The sequence below is a fragment of the Methanomicrobia archaeon genome, from assembly GCA_016930255.1.
GTDB lineage: Archaea > Halobacteriota > Syntropharchaeia > Alkanophagales > Methanospirareceae > JACGMN01.
The window spans coordinates 1-23044 of sequence record JAFGHB010000071.1 but is presented as its reverse complement, the minus strand read 5'-3'; the positions used below and the strand labels follow the sequence as shown (position 1 = coordinate 23044).

The following is a 23044-nucleotide window of genomic DNA, read 5'->3' as shown; positions in this document are numbered from 1 at the left end:
TCCTCCTTTACAGAAAAAGAAAGAAAAGAGGACTCATAAAAACGAATACATCGATGTGTAACCTTTTTTGGTTTACTTAACAGTTTTATAGGCTTTGCACTAAATTTTTCGTTAGCACTTTCAATCATACGGCTGCACCTTTATTCATCCAAGGTTAGTATTTTAGGTGCAAAGCCGCCGTATTCGTATATTATAATTGCCATAGCATGATGGTGATCGGCAAAAGGAGCACGCCCATCGCGTTGCTCCGCTTTACGCCAAAGTGGATCGGAATAAGCCCGATGCAGGTGCCGACAAGAAGAACCAACAAGCCTAAGGCGCCGGTAAACATAAATACGAGCGCAACGAGGAATAGGGCTATGCCGCTCAGCAACGTTCGATACGGCAGTCTTGTGAATTGCAAAGCGAATTGCCTTCCGATATACTTGGTAATGAAGAACGAGAAAGGGGCTGCGATTAGCACGGCAATGAGCAGATAAACCAATGCGGATGGCGGAATGGTGCCTTCCCACGGTTGAACGTCCAGGATACGGCTTATCGCGATCGTCGCCCCGCTGCGCGCACGTGAAATAATAAAGAGCGTTTCGATGCAGAAAATGACGTTGGCCGTATTGACCCCGCTCAGGGTCAAGATTACCTGTTCTGGCTCTCTGTTCCGCCGTGCGAGCATTGCCATTACGGTCGCGTGTGCAGAGGTGATCCCGGGCAGGACGCTGACCAGGGAGCCGAACGCCGAGCCGGATAGAATGGATTTTACGGTGTCGCCAGCACCAATCACAGGCTCTGCTATCTCCTGCTCCGGTATCTCAGGCGTGTAAAGCAGCGAGAAGAAAATGGTTGAGAGCCCGAACAATCCGGTAAGTGCAGGAAAGAGCATAGTGGAACGGAAGAAGAAGGGCGCATGCACCGGCATGTCCAGTATCACATAGCCAAACAATCCGGAGAGGCAAAAGACGAAGGAGGAAAGTAGAATAGCCAGGTGCGCTTCCATCCGTTCGCTGAAGCTCTCCGTGAGAATGAGCAGCGCGGATAGCCCGATGAGGAGGTAGAGCATCAAACTCTGGAGAAGTTCGTAGAAGTGAAGCGCTGAGAAGAGGTAATAGAACGGTATGATGAGGAGGAACGAGAATATAACCGCGCCGAAACTGCCGATTACCGAGAGTGCAGTTGCTTCGTAGGCACGACCTTCGAGCAGTAAGCGGTGTGCCGGTAGCAAGGCGAGTGCGGTATCTCCTTCGGGCGCGCCGATAAAGGCCGCGGGGATGAAACTCAAGAAGGTGTGCGCCACGGAAGCGGCGAGGATGGTGACCGCAACCAGAACGAGTAAGAGATCGGAAGGGAGAAAAGCGGTCAAGAAATGCGGCTCCGCGATGAGTACCGGGGCGATGGAGAGAAGGATGAAAGCGACATTATTGGGATGGAAGCCCGGGACAAGACCCGTTATCGTACCTAAGAGCACGCCGAGCATCGAAAATGCAAAGAGCCATACCAACGGAAGAAACGAGTCAATCATCTGTCAGGTTACAGCATCTACCTACGTACGCTATTCTATTCTACGAATTGTTTAAGCATTATCTAGCGTTAAGAAAAAGGTTTTCGCTAAAAGAAAATCGGAGTGTTGATTGTGTGTGGTTTGAACACAGCAAACTTCAACGTAGATCCTTCCCCATGAACGGGCCTTCTCGTCGATATCCGAACCGCGCATAATAGTCCCGCACGCCGATCCCGCTCATCACCGCCATCTTCTTGTATCCTTTGTCAACCGCTGTCTCCTCCGCTTTCTGTAACAGCCGTGCTCCGTAGCCACGATGCTGCCAGCTCTGCTCTTTCCGTTCGCCCAGACCAACCAGTTCGCCGTAGACGTGCAGGTCGCGAATCAGCGCAGCGTGCTGCAACTCCACCCGATGCGGCTCGTAAGGGAATCGTAACCTCAGATGCGCTATTAAAATATCCGCCTCAACGTCTTCGTACGAGATAAAATATTCTATCCCTTTGCACGCCTCGTAGCGTTCGGATAAAAGCTGTGCATCCCGTTCGTCAGCAATCCGTCCTGCCAGCAGGGAAAGACCTGCCTCTCTACATCGTATGCACCTGCATCTGATCCCCTCTTCGTGCAGCCGCGCATGCACCAACTGCCGCAGGTTGCTCTTCTTCACGCCCGCGTCTATGAACTGCGCGGGGATATCACGCTGTATCCGTTGTATCCGCACCCATTTCGGGATTATCCGTTTCGCATGTGTGATTATCTCGATCGCGCCGTCCTCACGAATCGGCTCATACTCGCCTCGTTGCCATATCTTGTACAAGTGCGTGCCTTTAACCACCAGTGTTGGATAGATCTTCAAATAGTCCGGCTTGAAGTCAGAATCACGAAAGATACGGTTAAACATCGCCTTATCGTCCTCGATAGTAGCGCCTGGCAAGCCGAGCATCACGTGAAAGCCCACTTTTAACCCGCTGTCTCGGACTCTTCTGTTCGCCGCTATTGAGTCTTCGACCGAATGCCCGCGCTGTATCGTTTTCAGTATCCTGTTACTGACCTGCTGCACGCCCAACTCGACCTTTGTCGCACCCAGCTCCAGCATCCTGTCTATCTCGTCCTCATTCGCGCAATCCGGTCTTGTCTCGAACGTTATGCCCGTGTTTCGTATTGTTCGCCCCCGTGCGGCTCCAAAGTCCTGCAGCGCGTCCAGGCACCGATTCACAAACCACTGCTGGTAATCCAGGGGCCTCGCGGTGAGCGTGCCGCCCATCAGGATCAATTCGACCTTATCGAAATCGTGCCCGATCTCCTCGATCTGGTGCAGTCGCGCTATCACCTGCTCGTAAGGCTCGAAACCGTGTTGCGCTGCTCGACTGGCTGCCGGTTCCCGTCCGACATAGCTCTGTGGCGACTCGAAAACCGACGCGGGACCTCCGGGGCACATCATGCACTTACCATGCGGACACGCGAACGGCGAGGTCATCACCGCAACGGGCACGACACCAGAAGCCGTACGCATCTTCTTTCGCTTAAACCGCTCTTTCAATTCGTCCTGGCTCAGTTTCAGCACGTCCGAGTTCCTCGGTATGCTGCTCAGTCCGTATTTACTGCTGATCTCTTTCTTCAGCCGATTGATACTCTTCGGATCGCTTACGTCTCGTTCCGCTACGAGTTCCGCGATCTCCTTACAAGCGCGTGTGTATGCATCCGTATTTGACATTGTTGGCATCGCTCGTCATTCGGATTAGATTCACACGTATCCGCTCAGTTCCTCTCTCTCCCGCTCTCTTTGCTCTGCCAGCTCCTCTTCGCGTTCGCGCTCCATACCTGTCTCTAATTGTTCCTTCTCTTTCCGTCTTTTAGCCTCTAAATCGGTTGTATCAACTTCCAACTTCACTATCTCGCCTACCTTCTCCAATAACTCCTTTGCCGCACCAAAATCGGGAGATTCAGGATCCGTTGAGCTCTGCACCGTGCTTGCAAATAAGCAAACTCCTTCTATACCCTTCTCACGCCCTATAGCCGTAACGAGCCCGGAAAAGCCTATAAATCGATCTACCTGGGTCATCTCAATTCCGTAGCGGGACATCTCCTCTAACAGCCCTACATCGGTCGCGCAGCATCGTATGCCTTCTTCTATTACCTGCGCACCGAGAGAAATCACCCGCGTTATATTAAGCTCGGTAAACAAGTCCGTGAGCTTGTCCGCGACCATATAATGATTATACGCATCATACGCCTGATACCCTTTTATTATTACAATGTCCCGCCCGTTGGCTTCTTCCTCAGGATCCTCAGGCTGTTCGTTTTTTAATACGTAGATCGCCACATTTGGAAGCTTCGCCACGTACCCCTCCTCGATTAATGTACCCGCATGGCTGGGTGCCTCGAGATACGAGGGGCCATAATAAATGCAGGGGAACCCGTATGAAAAGAGCTCGGCAAATAGCGTGGGCTGCAAACTCTCCACGAGCACATCGACGACAAGTTTACCCACTGACCTCAATCCTGGTGATCCCACTATTGCTACGGGATTGTTCAGTGCGATTTCTCGTGTATCACGGTACTCTATCCATACTTTTCTCGTTACGCCCATACTTAAAAATAAAAGGCTTTTCTTAAAAAGAAAGAATGCTGAGAGCCATAGCGCATCGCGGTGCACGGGCCGAGGAACCGGAGAACACGCTCCGAGCCGTAAAGCGTGCCGCAGAGTGCGGTGCCGATGCGGTAGAGGTTGACGTTCGATTCAGTAGCGATTAGGAGCCGGTGGTCATTCACGATGAGACACTGGACCGAACGACGAATGGCTCCGGGGCGGTCTCTGAACAGACACTCGAACAATTGCGAGCTTTTGATGCGGGCAAGGGGAACAGATTCCAACGCTATTCAAAGTGCTTTCGTTCGTCAAGGCGCTTGGATGTGAGTTGGTGATCGAATTGAAAGAACCCGGGATGGAGGAACGAGTCGTGCGTGAAATCGTAAGGGCGGGGATGGAGCGAAACGTGGTTATCACCTAGTTCTACCATTCCTCGCTGCTCAGGATGAAAGAGCTGGCTCCCAGTCTGAAGACATGGGTGATACTCTCGTCGCTGCCCGTCTTTCCGGTTACGGTGGCACGTGATGCAAAAGCGGATGCCATTTTTCAGCGTTATCCTCGATTGGAGCGCGGCTACGTTGCAGATGCACGGAGGCACGGATTGGAGATTTATGTGTGGACCATAAACACAGTGGAAGACTGTGAAAGAGTACGCGGGCTCGGAGTGAACGGCATCGTTACCGACAATCCCTGCCTCTTCACGTCACGGTGAATAGAAGGTAGAGCAGCGCTTTTAAGGTGCGATTGCCTCATTTCGTACTGACGATTTTTACTATGTCGTTGCCTTCCAACGCGTGCTTCTCGCTGAGCCGGAGCTTGGTTCTTGCATCCACGGCGTAAAGGTAGCTCTTGCCGATATCCGTATGCACTGCGAAGGCCAGGTCTCGGGCGGTGCTCCCGCGTTTCAAAAGTAACGCATCGGGCAGAATTCGGCCGGTGGAATCGCAGAACTTATGCTCGTCCTCGACGGGATATGCAACCACGTAATCCATCAACTCGAAGACCGCACGATTGAGTATCTCCTGGATACCAGTGCCGCCATGGGCATGACTGAACTCCCGTATCTTCTCCAGCCCTTTCTTCTGCTTCTCCGAGGGGTCGCCCGAAATGTCGAAATCAGCAGCACCGGGCAGATAGGAAATGATCTTGTTCTTCGCAGCGGTTCGCAACGCGAGTTCCGCAGCAGCAGAGCAGGGAATCACGGGCTCTTCGTTCTCTTCGCTTACCTCCTTCAGCCGCTTTATGTTCGCCTCCGGCGCCACGTCAGCCTTGTTCGCCGCAATGAGCATCTTTTTGCTCTTTCGTATCAGCGCCAGCGCCAGCTCTTTCAGGTCATCATCAGTCCAGGACTTGAATTTAGCCCGGTCTAAACTCTTGGATTCCAGGAGTGCCATCTGCACGTGCTCTTCCGTCACGCCCACGCCGGCTAATTGCTCGGAAAGCAGCCGCTCGATCTTCAGGCCTTCTAATTCCGCCCTGCGCTCGATCTTACGCCAGTTCTTCTTTATTATCCCGTAGACCCACAGGTTCAACTCCGCTTTGAAGAACTGGATATCTTCGAGCGGGTCGTGACTGCCGAGATCCACCACATTGCCGTCCACATCCGTGCCCCCGGAGGCGTCGACGACATGTATAATCGCTTCGGCCTGCCGGAGCTGGTCTAAGAACTCGTTGCCCAGACCTCTTCCCTCGTGTGCGCCCCGGACCAGTCCGGCCACATCCAGGAGCTCCACCGGCACGAATCGAAACCCGTCAATGCAGTTCCCGCACTCCTTGCCGCCTGTCGCCTCCTTAATCGCGTCTTCCTGACACGGGCAGTTTACCTTTACGTAAGCGATGCCGGTATTGGGTGCGATGGTGGTGAAGGGATAGGACGCAATCTCAACGTCCGCGAGCGTAGAAGCTTTGAAAAGGGTGGATTTGCCGGAATTTGGCTTCCCCGCGAGTCCTATTGTTATCATTTCTGTTCGTTTTCACTCTACTCAGTCTTCAACCGAAATCGTTTCCAACTGGCTTACGATGCTCCACACCAGCGCTCTTGTATGAGATGGGATATTGGGGTTGGCGGTTAGTTCGTCCAGATCGGAGATCACCGCTGCCACGCGCACGGCCAGTGAGGCGTCATCGTTCAGGAGTTTATCCTTCAAATCGCCCGTCGAGCGCCTTAGGTTCCGTGGAACGGTTATATCGCTTATTATCTCTTCCAGCATCTCGACACATCGCTGCACGATTTCTTCTTTTTTTGCCACTTCCATGCGCATGCACTCATCACCCCCGCTAGTCCCCGTGTGGAACAAGAAATGTAGCCTCGTAAACGTGTAATCGAATCGCTCGCTCACTAACATATTTCACGCTACAATAAATAATACTTATGTAAGCTCGAACGGCATGCGAGTAACAGAAAAGCTGTGCAGGACGATAAGACAATAACTCCAGCCGTTGATGCTCGTCATGCTCGTCTTTCTTGGGTTCCTATGGCATGGCGCTGCACAGTAGCAATCGCCGCTTCTGCCAAAATCTATTCGTGTATACGTCACCTCTCGTCACTTCTGGTTCGCCGTAATTCCAATGAAGCGTGAAAGTTGAGAAGGTTCATCGCTTGGGACAACGAACGTGTGCAACGCTCTCGATGGTAACCTAAAGTACACTACCCGGCCTCAAAAAGCTCTTCTGATATCAGGGGTTCGACGGATGGATAGATAGTTGCCTAACCTACCCAGCTCAGCCTCTTTTCTTGAGTGTGGCGATCTCTGTCTTGAGCTTCTCGGCGATCTCTGTCTTGAGCTTCTCGGCGAACTTCGATAAATCCTCTTTTTCTTCAGCAGCGGTCTTTAGGTCACGCACGGGACCAGAAATGCCCGTCGGGGTCGAAGAATAGTCCCGGTAGGGGTATACCGCATTTAAAAAGTCGTTGAATACCTCCCTTACAGTGCCCACTATCATCTTTTCCGATTCGCTGAGGTTCTGTGACGCCTGTAGCGCTCTGAGCATTCCCATACACTCCACACCACTATAAAAGGGTGGTGGGGGCATGATTGGGGGTTTTGTTCCACCTATCGGTGGGGGTCTGGGTATACACTCGCAAGCATCTGAGGGCAAACCACATCCGCCTTCCGCTGGATTGCAAACCTCCTCTCCCTTCCGGTTCATAACCAGCGTTCTTCCACATTTGCACAAAGCCATGCTATTTCCCTCCAGAACCAAAAATAGTTCGCAGTCATTTAAATCTTTCGGTTCTTCACGGAAAAGTGTGGAGATAGAAAGGTATTTAAGCGGGCGTATAGAATGTTATCACAGTTCATGGCAATTGCGATGAGGGGCTTCGCGGCCCCAACCAAAGAAGAAAAGGGTAACATTCCTGGGTGCGTTCTTCTATTCTAAGTGGCTCTCTCACTGAGTAGCATAGACACAACACCGTATCTCCACGCAAAGGGTGGTAAACTGAAAAGCGTTAATGGGTGTATGAAGACGAAAAGAAGGCTTCTTGGTTGCCTCGGACTCCTCGTTGTTCTTTTGGCCGTAGGGCTCTTGCCTTTTACTGTTGCTGACCATGGGCATTCAGACCTGCCGGTCGAGCGTGAGGCTGGAAGTCAGACGGGTAGAGTGACCGTAACGAGCGCTTCCCCCGTCCATAACCTGAATACCTCCATGAATTTCTCTTCGATTCAAGAAGCGATTGCCGATTCCAACACCAACGATAGTCACATCATCGAAGTCGATCCCGGAACCTACAGCGAAAACGTGGTGGTGAACAAATCGGTAACAATACGATCCTCCTCTGGAGATCCGCTTGACACCGTTGTTGAGGCGGCAAACGCGAGCGACCATGTCTTCACCGTTACTGATGATCATGTGATCCTAAGCGGCTTTACCATAGAAGGCGCTACAGGGGACGGGAAAGCCGGTATCTATCTCGCTTCGTCTTCCAATCACGTTACCAGCACTATTCTGAGATCCAATTTTTATGGCATCGCTGCGGTGAATTCTTTAACCGGAGCACAAGGTGCATCGGATAATCATGAGAGCGATCTAACACGCGAATATCTCACTGTCGGACCTACCAATGCAAGTTTCACCAGAGTTGCCCGGTACGGGGGATGTGACTACAGAACAAACGCTCTAAACGCGCCACGGAGCATCCCCAAAATCACCGCAGGCAGCACTCCCTTAAGTTTGAGTAGCAATAACGTGATAAGTGATACGAACGCGAGTTTCAACTATATTGGTATCATTTTCATCGGCTCGACGGGAAATACCGTTTCTGATTCCATCGCACACTCTAATACGTACGGAATTCTCCTATACGATAACTCCCATGATAACTTCGTTGGTAACAACTCCTTGAAATACAATACATTCTCTGGCGTGTTTCTTTGGGGTTATAACAATAACAACACCATAACCAACAACATTGCTAGTTCTAACAGCTGGTTTGGTATTTCGTTATATGTTGACAACTGTCATAACAGTATAACAAGAAATACCGCGAATTTCAACCAATATGGTGCCTATTTTTATCCCTATGGCGGGAGCTTTAATGCTCTAGAAGATAATAATTTTGATTATAACAGTGACGGAATAGCACTATCAGATTCGTGTGACAACAATACGGTGATCAACAATTCTGCCACGTTTAATTATAATAGTGGCCTGTTCGTTGTCAATGCTATGGGTAATTTTATCGGGTCTAACGACTTTAGTCACTCACAGTACTTTAGTGGTCTCGAACTTTCTGGCACGAGCAGCTACAACATTGTGGAGGGTAATAAGGTCAATTCAAATGCCGGTGCCGGTATCGCCCTCGCGCACGATACGCATCATAATACCCTAGAAAGTAATACCGTGAGTTACAACAAATATTCCGGAATCTCTCTCGCGAACGATACAAACAACAATATCGTTACCAACAATGCGGCGAGCTTCAATGAGATGAGTGGTATCTCGCTCTTCCATTCGAGTCGTGAGAACACCGTATCTCATAATGAGTTATTTTCAAATCAGTATGGCTTAGGCATCATTCGGTTAGGCGGTAACACGAGCGATAATCAAATCTTTTCTAACTCGATACATCATAACAATGCTCACGGGATCTTCTTATTGGACCTCTGCAGCAGTAACAACATTTCCAACAATTCTGTATATACTAACAACATATTTGGTATTTGCCTCTCAAACTGCACCTCTTGCTCGATCAAAAATAATACTGCTTATTTTAATTGGATAGGTATCGGCCTGCTCTTTACCGAGGACACACAATTAACCGGGAACGTTGTTAACTCAAATAAGATTCATGGTATCCTATTATATTTATCCAATAATAATTTGCTCTCGAGAAACCTAGCAGATTCGAACACCTATGACGGTATCTCTTTGTTTAATTCCAGTCTGAACAACATATCGGCGAATACACTCTCCTCAAGCTATTTTGGCGTATCGTTATATTCCTCGACGAACAATACGATAGCAGACAACGATGCAGCTTCCAACTATTATTTTGAAGTCTTTATTCATTCATCACCAGATGCCGAGAAGACCATCTTTAATAACACGTGGTACATTCAGGAGGATATCATTTATGGCGTGAGTCTATCTGTATCCGAGATTATCACGCCATCTTTGCAGGTCATCGATAACGGAAACGCGACGTACTCTATTGTGGTGGAGAACCTTGGAAACACCCCCGATACCTTCGATTTGACTAATTCGAGTGGTGATGATCCCACTACGTTAGTTTTGGAACCAGATACAGTTTCGCTTGGTCCGGGTGAACGTGATTACGAAACGATCGAGCTGTGCGTCGGCGATCCGGAGCCAGGTATTTACAGAGCGATCGTAGAAGCGCATTCACGGGGCGAGCCCACCGTGAAAGATAGTATTGAAACACGGACAATCGTTCGCGGTGAAGTTGATTCTGAATCTGTCGATTCAACCATAGAGGATTCAGCGCTCGTTACATCCTCAATAAATGATTCAACGATAAATGGATCTGCGATCATTAACTCAACCATTTCTGGCTCCACTATAACCGAGTCGGTAATAACCAGTAGTGTGGTAGTTAGGACGACGTTGCATGACGTTACCGTAGCTAATGCGATTGTGACGGACGGAGTCATATCGGCGGGAACTCTAACGATAAATGGAATAACCTACGAAATCGACGGTGAAGAACGAATTGCGGACCTCGTGATGGGCGCAGATTATAGCGATAGCAATCTCGTCGGTATAAAGGATAGCAAAACGCTCACGGTAATTGCCGAAACGTCAGACGTTGACTTTGACATTAGTGCAAAGGAGGATTACTTTGCCGGCTCGATGCGTGTCCAAAAAGCCGGGATCCCACCAGAGGGTATTCCTGAGGACAGTAATGGCGAAAATGTCGGCGGCTATGTCTATGCGGACGTCAGCGAAAACGTGGCGAAGAGCACTGAATGGGTGCTCGTGAGGGTATACTATGACCAAACAGAACTAGGAGATATCGATGAGAGCTCATTACGGCTGCGGTATTTTAATGAAACGGCTGAGGAATGGGAGGAGATACCCATCGGTGGCGTTAACCCCGCAGAACATTACGTCTGGGCAAATATCTCGCATTACAGTGTCTTTTCAGTGTCTGGCTCGGTGACGCCGAAAAAACCTTCAAAGTCAGGAGGAGGTGGTGGCACTCATGCAGATTCAGACGATGACGGCCTCAGCGATCTCCAGGAGTTGATTCTCGGGACCGATAAGGACAACGCTGATACAGACGGAGACGGGTTCAAAGATGGCGATGATCCCTTTCCGTTGGATCCAAATCTCCCCTTGCGATCTACATCAACACCTACGCCACTTCCAACAGCAACAACGATAGTACCGACACCAAGCCCAAGCCCACCATCAACGCCAGAAATACCTGAAGAACCCGAGAGCGGATTTGAGTTCCCCACGCCAGGATTTGAAGTACTCGTTGCTATTGGTGGCTTACTGGCAGTGGCTTACATGGTGCTGAGGCGTAAGAGCTAGAATAATAAAGCGAGTTTTTAGTGAGAAGCGAGCGGCGTGGTTTTTTCCATCTCTGTGCGTACTCTTTCTTGATACACGTAAAAATCGGCAAGGCCTTGGTCAGCCAACGTCCACGCTTCCGCTGAGACTCGATCTGTCTCTGCGTCATACCAGTGATCCACGAGGGTTATCACGTACGCATATCGCTTCGTTCTCCAATTGTGGGCATCGAGCGTTTCGTTGGGATATTCCACACCGTACTTCTCGCAGGTACTTTCCATCAGTTCCTTGTAGCCATCAACGGTGTTGAATTCGAGGAAATCATAGAAGAATAGGAGCTCGTTTACCGGATTCACGGTGAATGTGATAGCTTCTTGGGGCTCGTCTACATTGATGATGAATTCTCCCACGATCTGATCACCATAGGCCCCCAAACGGTCGTCAAACCGGAATATGCCGTCGGGTAACGAGAAGATGATGCCACCGCCGATCTTATCACCAAGGATGATATGGTTGGGGAACATCTTGGAAAACGCCGCGGAGCCGACGTGCCATGGCTTTCGCTCGGTTCGACTGAGCGTGGTGACGTTGTAGAGTAACGGTGGACCCCAGGTATCGCCATGTGAGTTGTCCCCGCCTTGCATGCAGGTCGATCGGTAGTCATCAAACAGGACCCAAGATTGCACAATTTCATCAGGGTCCTTATAGGGGTTTTGGTAGACATAGCCCATCTTTTGTAAGTTGGTGAGCTCGACGGCGTTAACAAAGTACGGCTTATCTGCAAATATGCCGAACATAACCTCTGCTTCCACGTCATACCCCTTCTCCACCTCTTTCTGGCGTGTATCCCATCCCTGGGTATTGATCAGCACAAAGCCCCGCTTTTCATCTTCATAGGCTATCTCATACGCTAATCCGTCGATATCATAGAGCGCGGTGGTTGCATAGTGTAGGGGGTTATCTCCGTTATGATCGCCAAAACCAAGGTCACAGCCGGTGAGCATATCGATCTCGCTCGTGACCGAATCGTCATAAACCAGAATATCCTTGTCGTGCACCTTGTCAAAGATCAGATAGTAACTGTAGTCAAGATTGATGCTGAGCTTGTAAAAGGGATTTTCAGCGATTAGCCACCCCTTATCCGGGGCGCTACGACTCGTGCATGGTTCCCAGATCTGGATATACGCGTCGTCACCGGTTGTCAGGCGGTAAAGGGTTTTTTCCGGTTCTATTATGTCCTCCACTATATTGTCCTGCTGCCCGGGATCTTCATGGAGCCAGTCTGCTACCAGGACATGGACATAACCGTGAAAGAACGCAACACCGACAAAAAAGAGTATTGCGAGAATGAGTGTGAGAACAGGCCTATTTTTATAGATTTTTTTAAATCCATCGTGGACCGTTCCCTCTAAGTTAGATATTTTTGAGAACGCTTCATTTACCCGTTCGCACGCCGATCTTACTTTCTTCACTCGCGGCCGGCTTTTCTCCTTTGCCATTTTACCCTTATCACTTCCACTTCCCTCACCTTATCAATAATAGTAGCAAGGGATAAAAATTTTTCTGTTGCTTTTTTTCGAGCGAACTGCCATTTTGCTATGCCGTTCGCCCACATCGATCGATGCGTCACGTAGTAGAAAGGAGAGAGCAAAACGGTTACTGTATGGCACTGGCAGGATCACGACGACAAAGCACGCGTCCCGTGATAATTATGCGTATACCACTCCGTAACAAACGCGCGTGCGTTCTTCACATCGTCCAAAAATAAAAACCGGAGGAGTGCTTACTCCTCCTTCATTCTTCTCATCCGTATGCTCACGGCGAAGACGACCGAAAGTGCGCTCAGCAATGCGAGGATTCCTACTGGCGTGAGTACAGGCATTTTCTGGGGACACATCGGGCAGTAGCTCAAGGGATGGTAGTCCTTCGCTCCCGCCCCTCCAGGTATCGTGTAATCACCCGTTACGCCCGGTGGCGGCGACCAGAAGTTCCGATCCCAGTTGTTATGTGCTCCATCGTCATATGCCTGTAGCACGTTATCGTAGAAGCAGTTCTCGTTTATCCTGTTCCAATCGGAATTCTCATTGACATGCACACCCGTATCCCCGCCTCCATTGTTTGAGTTGTTGATGATCATGTTGCGGATGATCGTGTTGCCGGACGAGTCTTCGATCCATATCCCGTGGTTGTTGTCCCGAATCTCACCCTCCGCGATCGTATTGTTATCGCTCCCTGACTCGATGTGAACACCGTAGGTCGTCGTCGTTCCAGCAGCGGTTAAGCCGAAAATGGAGAACCCGTAGAATTCGTTGAGGTCTGCCCCTGACAGATAGATACCGTAAGCGTCAGTACCCGCAACAAGCTGCGAGATGACCTTGTCCGAGTTGAACCGGTTATTGTTAGAGGCGATCACGTCGACGCCTTTACTTTCGTCTGATGCCGTGAGCTGTGAGATTGACATGGTGCCGCTGAATAGATTGTCGTGCGAGCTCCCGGTGAGCTGAATGCCGATGGCGTCACCGGAGGTTGCGTCGAGGTACGAAACGAACGTCGTCTCAAAGGAGTTGGAGCATGAAATAAAGAGGAAGATGCCAGTTGCAGCATTGACTGCATTAAGGTCAGTGAGGGTGGTGCGGCCGCTGAAGTTGTTGTTAGTTGATAGCACAAGGCCAATGCCGGTCGCGTATATCGATGCGTTGAGGTCGGAAACGGTGGTGGTAGTAAACGAGTTGTTGTTTGAATTGCTCAGAGAGATGCCGTACGATTGGTTGCACGCAAGATTGGCAACGGTGGTGTCGGTAAAGGAGTTGTTGTCTGAATTAGAAGTGAGAGAGACGCCGGAGGTGGTCTTGTTTGCGCTGATGTTGGAAACGGAGGTGGTTGAACTGAAGGTGTTGTTGTTGCTCGAAGTTTTGAGCATGATGCCGTAGGCGTCGTTGTTGGTTGACATAATGTTGGCAACAGCGGTGCTCGGGTTAAACCTGTTGTTGCTTGAAAGCGACAGAGAAACGCCGTAGGTTTTCCAGTCGGTTGCCCTAATGTTGGTAACGGTGGTTGAGCTGAAGGTGTTGTTATTTGAAGAACCCAGAACGATGCCGTAGGCCTGCCATTGTGCTGAAACAGAGGAAATGGCGGTGCTGGAGCTGAAGGTGTTGTTGTTTGCAAAAGACAGCCAAATGCCATAGGCGTCGTAGTTGGTTGACATAATAGTGGAGACGGCGGTGCTGGAGCCGAAGGTGTTGTTGTTGCTCCAAGTAGACAGAACGATGCCGCAGGCTAGACCGTTGGGTCCCGTTGCCGTAACATTGGAGACGGAAGTGCTGGAGCTGAAGCTGTTGCTGCTTGATTCATACAGATAGATGCCGAAGGCGTCATCGGTCGCGTTAAGTGAAGAGACGGCAGTGTCGCTGAACGAGTTGTTATCCGATTTTTCCATATAGATGCCGTACGATTGGTTGCACGAGAGATTGGCGACGATCGTGCCGGTGAAGTTGTTGTCGTTTGCCTCTTCGAGATAAACGCCGTAGGTATCGTTGACGGCCGTGAGATTTGAGATGGACGTGCCGGTAAAGGTGTTGTTGTCCGCATCACGGTCGAGGTAAACGCCATAAGCCTTGCTACAGGAGAGATCGGCAATTGCCGTGTCGGTAAACCGGTTGTTTATTACACTATATCCGGAAACACCGCGGACGGTCTCGGTTGCCCTGAGCGTGCTAATTGTCGTGTCGTTAAAGACGTTCTCTTGTGTTTCAGGATCGATAAGGGCAACGCCCGAGGCATACTTACCTCTGATCCCGGAAACCAAGGTGATATCAAACCGGTTCTTCGCTGCAGAATCTACGTCAATGCCCGTAGCACCTTGGTTTGCAGTAACATTCGAAACAGCGGTGCGTATCTCGAAGGAGTTATTATCTGAAGAAAATCCAATACTGATCCCAAAAGCGTTGAGGGTGGTTGCCGTAACGTTCGAAACGGTGGTTGAGCTGAACGTGTTATTGTTTGATTGTAAAGTTGCGATGCCATACGTGTTGTCATCTGCCGTAACGTTCGAAACGGTGGTTGCGCTGAACGTGTTGTTGTCTGAGAAACGCAGTCGGATGCCGTAGGCTTGGGTATTCTCCGTGGTTGAGATGTTCGTCACGAGATTGCTGGTCAGGTTGCACCGAGTTGAGGAATACAGAAAGATGCCGTGGGTGTGAGATTTATTCCCGGAGATGTTTGTCACGATGTTGCTCGAGATGGTGCACTCGGTCGCGTTTTTCATGTAGATGCCCGCTACAGATCCAGAGGTGCCGTGTGCATCCCGAATCGTGAAGTTGTCGAGCGTGACGTTCGTCTGGTCGGTGATGTCGACCACGGTCGTGTTCGTCTGGTTCGAGCTGATGATGGTAACCGCGGAGCCGTTATCTGATTGAATGACGATGTCTGACTTATTCACCACGAGGTTCTCCTTCCACGTGCCGTCATGCACAATGATCGTATCGCCGGTGCCCGCCGCGTTGATCGCCGCCTGGATGGTGGCCTGGTCGCCGGGCACGTTAATAACCCCGGCATTTGCCGTCATGGTAAACGCCATGAGCGCAAGACTCACGACCAGTGCCGCGCATAAACCGCTCTTCAGAAAAGATTGCGTTGCTTTCGCTTCTTTTTCTTTAGCCTTCAGTTTCATTTTTTATGTGTCCTCCGTCCGAACCGTCACGATAATTTGTAACAGAACAAACAAAAATCCGCAGGTATTTAAAGCTGTACCAAAATTTCATTTGCTTAAACGGCTATTAAAAGCTTAGAAATCTTTTATTAGCGATAGTAAGCGAGTCCATGGCTGGAGTTTGAAAACGAGCGAGTTTGCAGTGGTGAAAACGGTGAGCGGGTACGGAAGCATGAGTTTTCAGGGTACGCACGGCAGAGGTCACGTTCCTTCACCCCTACAATGTGCCGTATCGGAACATAATATTGCAGCAGCCTTCGCGTGAGACCATGCAGGGTCCTATAGGATGCTGCGGCGTGCAACCCGTACCGAAGAGCGGGCATTCGTCTGGATCCACTATCCCACGCAGGATTTCGCCACAGCGACAGCCTTCCGGCTCTTTATAATCGCAGGGCAACGTGCTCAAATCGTCTTCGTACCGTTTTCGCGCATCGTACGCGGCGAACTCATCTCTTAACGTGAGGCCACTGCCGGGTATAACGGGGAAACCACGCCAGCCGACGTCACAGGGCTCAAAAACCGTCTCCATTATTCGCTTCGCCTTCTCGTTACCCTCACGCTTGACCACGCGTGTGTATTCGTTCTCCACCTTCGCCTCGCCCCTGCGTATCTGCATGGCAAGCATATAAACGGCAACGAGTAGATCCAGCGGCTCAAAGCCTGCAATCACCTGAGGGATATGGTAGTCCCGCGATAGGAATTCGTACGGCCCGGCACCGATGATCGCGGAAACGTGACCGGGATCGATGAACCCGTCTATCTTTAACTCGCCCATGTTGAGCAGTGCCGCCATTGCGGGCGGGATGAGCCGGTGCGTCGAGAGTATCGAGAAATTCTCAGGGGGCCTACTCAGAATGACCGATGCAGGCGTTGGCGCGGTCGTTTCGAACCCGATGGAGAAGAAGACAACGTCCTTATCCGTCTTTGCCGCTAAAGCGATGCAGTCAGTGATACTGTAGACCATTCGCACATCGTAACCCTCAGCCTTCACTTCTGCTAACGATTGCGTTTCGCCCGGCACTCTGAACATATCGCCGAACGTGGCAACCACCTTCCCACTGCGCGCTAACGCAATGGCCTCTTCTATCTCCTTCGGCGTCGTTACGCAGACCGGACAGCCGGGGCCAGCCCGGACATCCACTCCGACCTCCTGCAACATCGAATTCAAGCCGTACCGCATCAAAGTATCCTGATGCGTGCCGCAGACATGCATCAAGCGCAACGTGAGGTTCAGAGCCTTCAACTTCGCCACGATCTCCTGCGCTAACTTCTCGTTTCGGTACGTGAACATGGGTCGTCTACTATCTCGTTTCTATAATAGAGAGATATAAGTAGCTAAAATTTCGCTGCGCAATGCGAATACACGGGCCGGATGAGACTTAGTGATGAAATCACTTGTTGATGATGTATATGATACCTCTTCAGCGAAAGCTCACTTTCCAAAGTAATACTTCGGTAATCAAACCGCAGATAGAAAAATGATGAAACCACCTATAAAAAATACGCCAAAGAGAACTAAGCTGAATACTCCCACGATGCGAAGTCTTGGCCACGCCCTTTTTCTCTCTTCTTTCCCTGTCGTATAGAACCACCACAAGAAACTGGCAGATAAATTCCCAAAAAGACTTATGCCGATGGACATCACCATCAATCCGAGTGCAAATTTTTCGGGAGACATAACGTTAAATTTACATTATGGGATCTACTATATAAAAAAATTTGTGAAAGACTATCCCAAGCCCGTAGCGTTGTCAGCGCCTGCCTCGAATTTGAGAACGTGAGATACGATGGGCAGTTATCCTCGTAAAATCGTTCGCGATCTTGAACTACAGGTGGAGTTCAGAAGGGTGTGTCAAAGAATCAATCTCGCTTAATCGTAATGTTCTACGCGCTTAGCGTCTAAGCTAACCCAAATCCTCGTACTTCTCGATCAGCTCTTGCCAGAGCTTAATCGCCTCGAGCGCCTCTGCCTCATCGATCGTCTCGATGGCAAAGCCCGCATGGACAATGACGTAATCGCCGATGTTGACATCGACGAGTGAGATATCAATTTCGCGTGCGACACCGCCGAAATCTGCCTTTGCCTTTCTGCGCACGCTTTCTTCCCCGCTGCTGCGGATCTCCACCACTTTCGCCGGTATCCCCAAACACATGTTACGTATCCTTTCCTTTATCCCCGTTCCTTAAATGACCAACGATGGCATTCTGCCCTATCGAGATGCCGCCGTCACCATTCGGTATCTTATCATGCGTTAAAAACGTTAATCCTTTCTCGTTTACCCGCGTCTCAGCCATCCTGACTATCGGCACATCGTACGAGACTCCGCCGGTTATGCCAATCGCAGGAATGCCCGTTTTATCGCACGCCTCTGCGGCAATCTCCACCAGCCCCGTAACCAGCGTATTAACAAAGGAATATGCGACGTCCGCCTTCTCTCGTTCCGTCTGTATCCGGTAGCCTGCCAACTGCTCGAACAGCGGCAGTGTCCGAACGACTTTACGATCGTTATGACGTTCGACAGCCGTTTCAAATTCATATGCTGGCTTGCCCTGCGCCAGATAGCGTTCGAGCTTCATCGCCGGCTCGCCGTCGTACGTCATCCGCTGGCAGATGCCAAGGTAGCACGACAATGCATCGAGCACTCGACCGAAGCTGCTGGTCTTCGGCGCCTGCTTCATGAGCTTTGCCATTATTGCCGCTTCCTTTTCCGTTGCGAATCGCGCCGCCTCCGCATCCCGGCCCGCGAGCGCGAGAAACGCGAACGCCAGCCTTCTGATGTCTTTTATCGCCATCTCGCCACCAATGAGCGGTATATCCTCCAACGAGCCCACGCGGTCAAAGGAATCGTAACGCGAGCAGAGGATTTCGCCACCCCAGGCCTTCCTATCCGTGCCATAGCCCGTGCCATCTACGGCTAACGCAACGACCTCGTCCACACCGGTATCGAGCATCAAAGAAGCTGCGTGCGCCCAGTGATGCTGCACCTCCACCAGGTCTATTTGATGTTCTTCCGCCAGGCTCTTGCCGTACCTCTGCGTCGGGTATCGCGGATGCAGGTCAACGCCGATTGCATCCACATCCGCCGCCGATAGCCCGAGAAGCTTCAGCATATGCTCCGTACCGGCCGCCAGGAATTGCACCGTGGGATAATGGAACGTACTGCCGATGTACTGGCTGGTATAAACCGTTCCCGCTTTCGAAATGCTGGATGAGACGTTCTCCATCGCGCCTAAGGACAGGATCCGCTCGGTATACGTGATTTTCACGGTTGTTGGTGTGAACCCCCGTGATTTACGCAAGAAGAATTTTTGATCGTGATAGCAGCGAACGACCGAATCGTCCAGCCGGTTCACGATCCGCCGGTTGTGCAGGAGGAAGTAATCCGCTTTTAAGTTGAGTGCCTCCTCGTTCAGGACGGTCATCGGTTCGCCCGAACGATTCGCGGAGGTCATTATAACTCCGTCCGCGTGCAGATAATAGAACAGAACGTAATGAAGCCCGGAATACGGTACATACACACCCACAGTACTCAATACAGGCGAGATAGCCGATAACTCGTCTGATTTTTTAGTTAACAGTACAATCGGTCGCTGTGTGGAGGTCAGCACCTGCTCTTCTGCTTCGGTTACTTCCGCATACTGAGCTATCGCGTCCAGATCGCGGCACATCACGGCAAAGGGCTTTGACGGTCTGCCGTAAAGCTCACGTATCCTTGCAGCCTGGTCAAACGTGCCGATAAGGTGCATGCCACCCCAGCTCTTGGCTATGCCCAGCGCGCCTTCATCAATCAACCGCGCAAAGGTTGCTATCGGATCCTTGTCGTCTATTACAGTTCCTTCTTTGTCGTAAAGCGTGTATTTCGGGCCGCAGCGCGGGCAGGAAGTCGTTTGCGCGTGGAATCGACGGTCCATGGGATCCTTGTATTCCACGTGGCACGCTTCGCACATCTCGAAATCGTGCATCGATGTGCTGATCCGGTCGTACGGGACGTTCTCAATGACCGAGAACCGTGCGCCGCACGAGGTGCAATTGATAAACGGATATAGATACCGGCGATTGCCCTCATCAAACAGTTCTCGCACACATTCCGCGCAGATCGCCGTATCCACCGGCGTGACCGATGTCTTCTTACCTTCGGAACTGGTTATTATCCTAAAATCGTCATAGCCCTCTATAGAGTCGCCAACCACCTCGATATTGTCAATCACGGCAAGAGGCGGCAACTTTTTCTGTAACGCATCCAAGAATTCATCCTCTGCAGCGTCTCCGACAATGCCTATCTCAACGTTCGAGCCTTTGTTAAGCACGTAGCCCTTTAAGCCCTGTGATTTCGCCACTCTATACACCGTTGGGCGGAAACCAACGCCTTGTACCGTCCCACTGATAAGTATCTTCATTTTTATCTTGTCTCTATCCTCTTACGACACGAATCATAGCAGTTTCGCCACGAGCCGCCTCACTGCGGTGACCGCGAGCGAATCGGCGGGCAAATCCACAATTGGAATCCCTTTAGCGTCATAGTCGGTGATTAACGGGTCAAAGGGTATAATTTCTTCGATTTCCAGGCCTTGATTCTTCGCTTCTGCTCGTATCGTTCTGTTAGTAGCAGCGTCCTCGGGTATCTTATTCGCGACGATTATCAGATCCTTCACGTCCACGTCTATCTCCTCTGCGATCTGCTTCAGCCGTACCGCGGTTTTCAGGCTCTTCAGCGTCCTATCCACCACCACGAGCATGACATCGACGTCCCGTGTCGTTCGTCGGCTGAGATGCTCCAAACCCGCCTCGCAGTCAATTACCGTGTAATCGTAGTTCTTCGTCAGAGTGTCGATAACCATCCGTATAAGGTTGTTTACGGCGCAATAGCAACCCGGGCCTTCAGGGCGACCCATAACCAGCAGGTCATAGTGCGCCTCTTCCACGATAATCGCCGCAATTTTGCCCTCGAAGTTCGAGCGCAGGTCTAAGATAACGTCCCGCTGCTTTGCCTCCAGCAAGTCTTCCCGTATATCCCCCAGGGTTTTATCGTACGCTACGCCGAGCGCGTCGGGCAGGTTAGAATCGGCGTCCGCGTCCACAGCCAGTATGCAAACGTCTTCGTCGTCCGCGTGCGCGTTCAATAGCTCCCGAATCAAGAGCGCGGCGATAGCTGTCTTTCCCGTTCCCCCCTTTCCAGCTACCGCGATTACCTTACCCGTTCTCATAGATTAAAATAATACCACTAAAGTGCAAGCAAAGCCACTAAAACAAACGTTTATTTGCCCCGATGCGTGGATTTCAGCCGCAAGTTATCCGAGTTGCATTTCCTGCACCGCTTCGCTCTCATCGCGTTCCGTGCATTACAGTCCATACAGATCTTCACGTGAAAGAGCCGTGCCTCGGCTTCTGGAAATCGTGCCATTACTGTCTATCACCCCTCATAGTTATGTTCATCCCTACTATTACTCATCGCTGAAACATTTAAATCTTTTTCACGCGAAGGAATTATGGATGGGGCCTATGAGAAAACGAAAAGTGGGGATATTGGGTGCAACCGGAAGCGTAGGGCAGCGGTTCATACAGCTCCTGGACGGGCATCCGTGGTTTGAACTTGGAGCGCTCTTTGCCTCTGAGCGAAGCGCGGGTAAGCAGTACCGGGAGGTTGCGAAATGGTTCCTCCCTTCTGATATGCCAGAGGCTGCGGCAGAGATGGAAGTGCAAGCGATGGACGACGTTGGCGCGTCGGGGAACGAGGACATCGCGATCATGTTCTCCGCGCTGCCCGGGGAGATCGCAAGTGTGGTGGAGAAGCACTGTGCGCAGTTGGGATTCGCGGTTGCCACGAATGTCGCCGTGCATCGGATGGAGGAAGATGTGCCGCTGGTCATTCCGGAGATAAACGCGGATCATCTGGCATTGATCGAGACGCAGAAGTCGAAGCGGGGCTGGGATGGCTTTATCATCACCAATCCAAACTGCTCGACGATCGTGATGACCCTGAGTCTGAAGCCGTTGATGCGCTTTGGAATCACCTCGGTACGTGTCGCAACGATGCAAGCGATATCGGGTGCCGGGTACGCCGGTTTATCCTCGATGGCGATATTGGATAACGTGATACCGTACATAGGCAAGGAAGAAGGGAAGATGGAGAGCGAGCCCCTGAAGATTCTCGGTACGTTTGACGATTCTGGAATAAAAGACGCGCCGTTCACGATCTGCGCGTCCTGCCATCGCGTGCCGGTGATGGACGGCCATACCGAAGCGCTGTGGGTGAACTTCGCGGAGCCGGTGAGTGCCGCAGAGGTAAAAAAGACGTTTAAGAACTTCACAAGCGATATAAAAACACCGTTCGCACCAGAGAAGCCGATAATCGTACGAGAGGAGCCGGATAGGCCGCAGCCGAGGTTGGATCGCGATGCGGGCAACGGCATGAGCGTATCGGTAGGCCGGATACGAGCGGGGAACGTGGATAATGAGATTAAATATATCGTGCAGGGCCACAACACGGTACGTGGCGCGGCGGGTGCGTCCATACTGAACGCAGAAGTACTGGTGGAGCGCGGCTATATCTAACGTCTGTATCACAACGAGCGCTGATGAACAGTCCCAGATCGAATTGCACGATTCTTGTCGGTAACGTTACCATAGCAGCGGTACGCGAGTTCCTCGCCGTATTGAACCGGATCGTGCAGGATTACGCCGTGACGATCCAGGCCTTGAACGCCACGCTGATCGCGGGCGTGGGGCACATCAATTCGGCAGTGCAGAAGGCTATACGGGCTTTGGAGCATAAACAGGGCATAACGAGCGATTTGGGACTGGAGATCCTGTTATACGCCTCAGGAAGAAGGCAGATAGAGCGCGCACTGGCGATGGGCGTGACCGAGGGCGAGAATACGGTTGCCGTTGTCATCATCGACGTAGCGGGCGATAAGGATTTAAATGCGGTTGCAGAGGCCGTAACACGAAAGACAGGGATAGCGGAAGTGCCCGTGCAGGAATTAGAAGTAAACCCCCGAGATGAACAGAAGAAAGCGAACTTGAAGCGGTTTTTTGCGATTACGGACGAAGAAATGAAGGCCGTGGGCGAGCAGAAGCTGCAACAGCTGGTTTTAGAGCGAGTCGCACTCTTGGATGTCCTGAAATAGAAGTCTCACCACCAACAGCAGGAAGCTGCCAGCCAGGTTCGAATCGAATCCGCAACATAACGCAATGTGGAGTCCAGTTATTATTTCGTCAGTCCATGCCTTCGAATGGCATGGTAAAACTGACGAATGAGGAGATCAAATGGCTCATAAT

General features: G+C 51.0%; 18 protein-coding genes and 1 pseudogene. 5 read left to right on the top strand and 14 right to left on the bottom strand.

All coding sequences use genetic code 11. From position 1 onward, the window contains the following. Positions 1-190: 190 nt before the first annotated feature. The 3 genes from JW878_09570 to JW878_09560 all read right to left on the bottom strand — a co-directional run bounded on the left by JW878_09570 (position 191) and on the right by JW878_09560 (position 4079). Positions 191-1513 carry a tripartite tricarboxylate transporter permease gene (locus JW878_09570; protein ID MBN1763302.1) on the bottom strand — a complete coding sequence of 441 codons (1323 nt, stop codon included), beginning with the start codon at positions 1511-1513 and terminating at the stop codon, positions 191-193. A 136-nt stretch (positions 1514-1649) separates the two neighbouring features. Further along, on the bottom strand, positions 1650-3203 hold the full coding sequence (locus JW878_09565) for a tRNA uridine(34) 5-carboxymethylaminomethyl modification radical SAM/GNAT enzyme Elp3 (protein MBN1763301.1): 1554 nt from the start codon (positions 3201-3203) through the stop codon (positions 1650-1652). A 30-nt stretch (positions 3204-3233) separates the two neighbouring features. Then, the gene (locus tag JW878_09560) at positions 3234-4079 is read right to left on the bottom strand and encodes a PAC2 family protein (GenBank protein MBN1763300.1); all 846 of its coding nucleotides are present in this window, start codon (positions 4077-4079) and stop codon (positions 3234-3236) included. A gap of 35 nt (positions 4080-4114) precedes the next feature. On the opposite strand from JW878_09560, the pseudogene JW878_09555 reads away from it, so the two are divergent. Both JW878_09555 and JW878_09550 read left to right on the top strand, forming a co-directional pair. Next, positions 4115-4414, top strand: a pseudogene (locus JW878_09555) (hypothetical protein). 110 nt (positions 4415-4524) lie between these two features. Beyond that, positions 4525-4791, top strand: coding sequence for a glycerophosphodiester phosphodiesterase (locus JW878_09550; protein MBN1763299.1), 267 nt, complete (start codon positions 4525-4527; stop codon positions 4789-4791). Positions 4792-4828: 37 nt separating this feature from the next. Here the strand turns inward: JW878_09550 and JW878_09545 are convergent, their stop codons facing one another. The 3 genes from JW878_09545 to JW878_09535 form a co-directional block, all read right to left on the bottom strand. Continuing rightward, entirely contained in the window at positions 4829-6040 is a 1212-nt protein-coding gene (locus tag JW878_09545) for a redox-regulated ATPase YchF (protein MBN1763298.1), read from the bottom strand. 21 nt (positions 6041-6061) lie between these two features. Beyond that, positions 6062-6328 (bottom strand): UPF0147 family protein, encoded by a 267-nt coding sequence (locus tag JW878_09540; GenBank protein ID MBN1763297.1) that lies wholly within the window; start codon positions 6326-6328, stop codon positions 6062-6064. A gap of 472 nt (positions 6329-6800) precedes the next feature. Continuing rightward, positions 6801-7076, bottom strand: coding sequence for a hypothetical protein (locus JW878_09535; GenBank protein MBN1763296.1), 276 nt, complete (start codon positions 7074-7076; stop codon positions 6801-6803). A 465-nt stretch (positions 7077-7541) separates the two neighbouring features. Here JW878_09535 and JW878_09530 point away from each other — a divergent pair, with 465 nt between their 5' ends. Then, on the top strand, positions 7542-11078 hold the full coding sequence (locus JW878_09530) for a right-handed parallel beta-helix repeat-containing protein (GenBank protein ID MBN1763295.1): 3537 nt from the start codon (positions 7542-7544) through the stop codon (positions 11076-11078). Positions 11079-11095: 17 nt separating this feature from the next. Here the strand turns inward: JW878_09530 and JW878_09525 are convergent, their stop codons facing one another. The 8 genes from JW878_09525 to JW878_09490 all read right to left on the bottom strand — a co-directional run bounded on the left by JW878_09525 (position 11096) and on the right by JW878_09490 (position 21167). Beyond that, entirely contained in the window at positions 11096-12556 is a 1461-nt protein-coding gene (locus tag JW878_09525) for a hypothetical protein (protein ID MBN1763294.1), read from the bottom strand. A 284-nt stretch (positions 12557-12840) separates the two neighbouring features. Continuing rightward, a complete protein-coding gene (locus JW878_09520) occupies positions 12841-15726 on the bottom strand; it encodes a right-handed parallel beta-helix repeat-containing protein (protein MBN1763293.1) in 2886 nt (961 codons plus the stop codon). Between the two features lie 256 nt (positions 15727-15982). Continuing rightward, positions 15983-17056, bottom strand: a complete 1074-nt coding sequence (gene hypD / locus JW878_09515; GenBank protein MBN1763292.1) for a hydrogenase formation protein HypD — start codon at positions 17054-17056, stop codon at positions 15983-15985. 168 nt (positions 17057-17224) lie between these two features. After that, positions 17225-17443 (bottom strand): hypothetical protein, encoded by a 219-nt coding sequence (locus JW878_09510; protein MBN1763291.1) that lies wholly within the window; start codon positions 17441-17443, stop codon positions 17225-17227. Between the two features lie 226 nt (positions 17444-17669). After that, on the bottom strand, positions 17670-17918 hold the full coding sequence (locus JW878_09505; protein MBN1763290.1) for a HypC/HybG/HupF family hydrogenase formation chaperone: 249 nt from the start codon (positions 17916-17918) through the stop codon (positions 17670-17672). A gap of 1 nt (position 17919) precedes the next feature. Further along, on the bottom strand, positions 17920-20163 hold the full coding sequence (hypF, locus tag JW878_09500) for a carbamoyltransferase HypF (GenBank protein MBN1763289.1): 2244 nt from the start codon (positions 20161-20163) through the stop codon (positions 17920-17922). Positions 20164-20196: 33 nt separating this feature from the next. Beyond that, complete coding sequence (locus JW878_09495) at positions 20197-20970, bottom strand: AAA family ATPase (GenBank protein ID MBN1763288.1); 774 nt, start codon at positions 20968-20970, stop codon at positions 20197-20199. A 50-nt stretch (positions 20971-21020) separates the two neighbouring features. Further along, on the bottom strand, positions 21021-21167 hold the full coding sequence (locus JW878_09490; protein ID MBN1763287.1) for a 50S ribosomal protein L40e: 147 nt from the start codon (positions 21165-21167) through the stop codon (positions 21021-21023). Positions 21168-21265: 98 nt separating this feature from the next. Between JW878_09490 and asd the strand changes: the two genes are divergently transcribed. After that, on the top strand, positions 21266-22318 hold the full coding sequence (gene asd / locus JW878_09485; protein ID MBN1763286.1) for an aspartate-semialdehyde dehydrogenase: 1053 nt from the start codon (positions 21266-21268) through the stop codon (positions 22316-22318). Between the two features lie 23 nt (positions 22319-22341). Beyond that, positions 22342-22893, top strand: coding sequence for a hypothetical protein (locus JW878_09480; GenBank protein MBN1763285.1), 552 nt, complete (start codon positions 22342-22344; stop codon positions 22891-22893). The last annotated feature ends 151 nt before the right edge of the window (positions 22894-23044 follow it).

Excerpts from the sequence above, each read along its gene's own strand:
- JW878_09565 (MBN1763301.1), bottom strand. The coding sequence starts at position 3,203 with ATGTCAAATACGGATGCATACACACGCGCTTGTAAGGAGATCGCGGAA.
- JW878_09550 (MBN1763299.1), top strand. The coding sequence starts at position 4,525 with ATGAAAGAGCTGGCTCCCAGTCTGAAGACATGGGTGATACTCTCGTCG.
- JW878_09510 (MBN1763291.1), bottom strand. The coding sequence starts at position 17,443 with ATGTCTCCCGAAAAATTTGCACTCGGATTGATGGTGATGTCCATCGGC.
- JW878_09505 (MBN1763290.1), bottom strand. The coding sequence starts at position 17,918 with ATGTGTTTGGGGATACCGGCGAAAGTGGTGGAGATCCGCAGCAGCGGG.
- JW878_09520 (MBN1763293.1), bottom strand. The coding sequence starts at position 15,726 with ATGAAACTGAAGGCTAAAGAAAAAGAAGCGAAAGCAACGCAATCTTTT.
- JW878_09570 (MBN1763302.1), bottom strand. The coding sequence starts at position 1,513 with ATGATTGACTCGTTTCTTCCGTTGGTATGGCTCTTTGCATTTTCGATG.
- JW878_09560 (MBN1763300.1), bottom strand. The coding sequence starts at position 4,079 with ATGGGCGTAACGAGAAAAGTATGGATAGAGTACCGTGATACACGAGAA.
- JW878_09490 (MBN1763287.1), bottom strand. The coding sequence starts at position 21,167 with ATGGCACGATTTCCAGAAGCCGAGGCACGGCTCTTTCACGTGAAGATC.
- JW878_09480 (MBN1763285.1), top strand. The coding sequence starts at position 22,342 with ATGAACAGTCCCAGATCGAATTGCACGATTCTTGTCGGTAACGTTACC.
- hypD (MBN1763292.1), bottom strand. The coding sequence starts at position 17,056 with ATGTTCACGTACCGAAACGAGAAGTTAGCGCAGGAGATCGTGGCGAAG.
- JW878_09530 (MBN1763295.1), top strand. The coding sequence starts at position 7,542 with ATGAAGACGAAAAGAAGGCTTCTTGGTTGCCTCGGACTCCTCGTTGTT.
- JW878_09525 (MBN1763294.1), bottom strand. The coding sequence starts at position 12,556 with ATGGCAAAGGAGAAAAGCCGGCCGCGAGTGAAGAAAGTAAGATCGGCG.
- asd (MBN1763286.1), top strand. The coding sequence starts at position 21,266 with ATGAGAAAACGAAAAGTGGGGATATTGGGTGCAACCGGAAGCGTAGGG.
- hypF (MBN1763289.1), bottom strand. The coding sequence starts at position 20,163 with ATGAAGATACTTATCAGTGGGACGGTACAAGGCGTTGGTTTCCGCCCA.
- JW878_09495 (MBN1763288.1), bottom strand. The coding sequence starts at position 20,970 with ATGAGAACGGGTAAGGTAATCGCGGTAGCTGGAAAGGGGGGAACGGGA.
- JW878_09535 (MBN1763296.1), bottom strand. The coding sequence starts at position 7,076 with ATGGGAATGCTCAGAGCGCTACAGGCGTCACAGAACCTCAGCGAATCG.
- JW878_09545 (MBN1763298.1), bottom strand. The coding sequence starts at position 6,040 with ATGATAACAATAGGACTCGCGGGGAAGCCAAATTCCGGCAAATCCACC.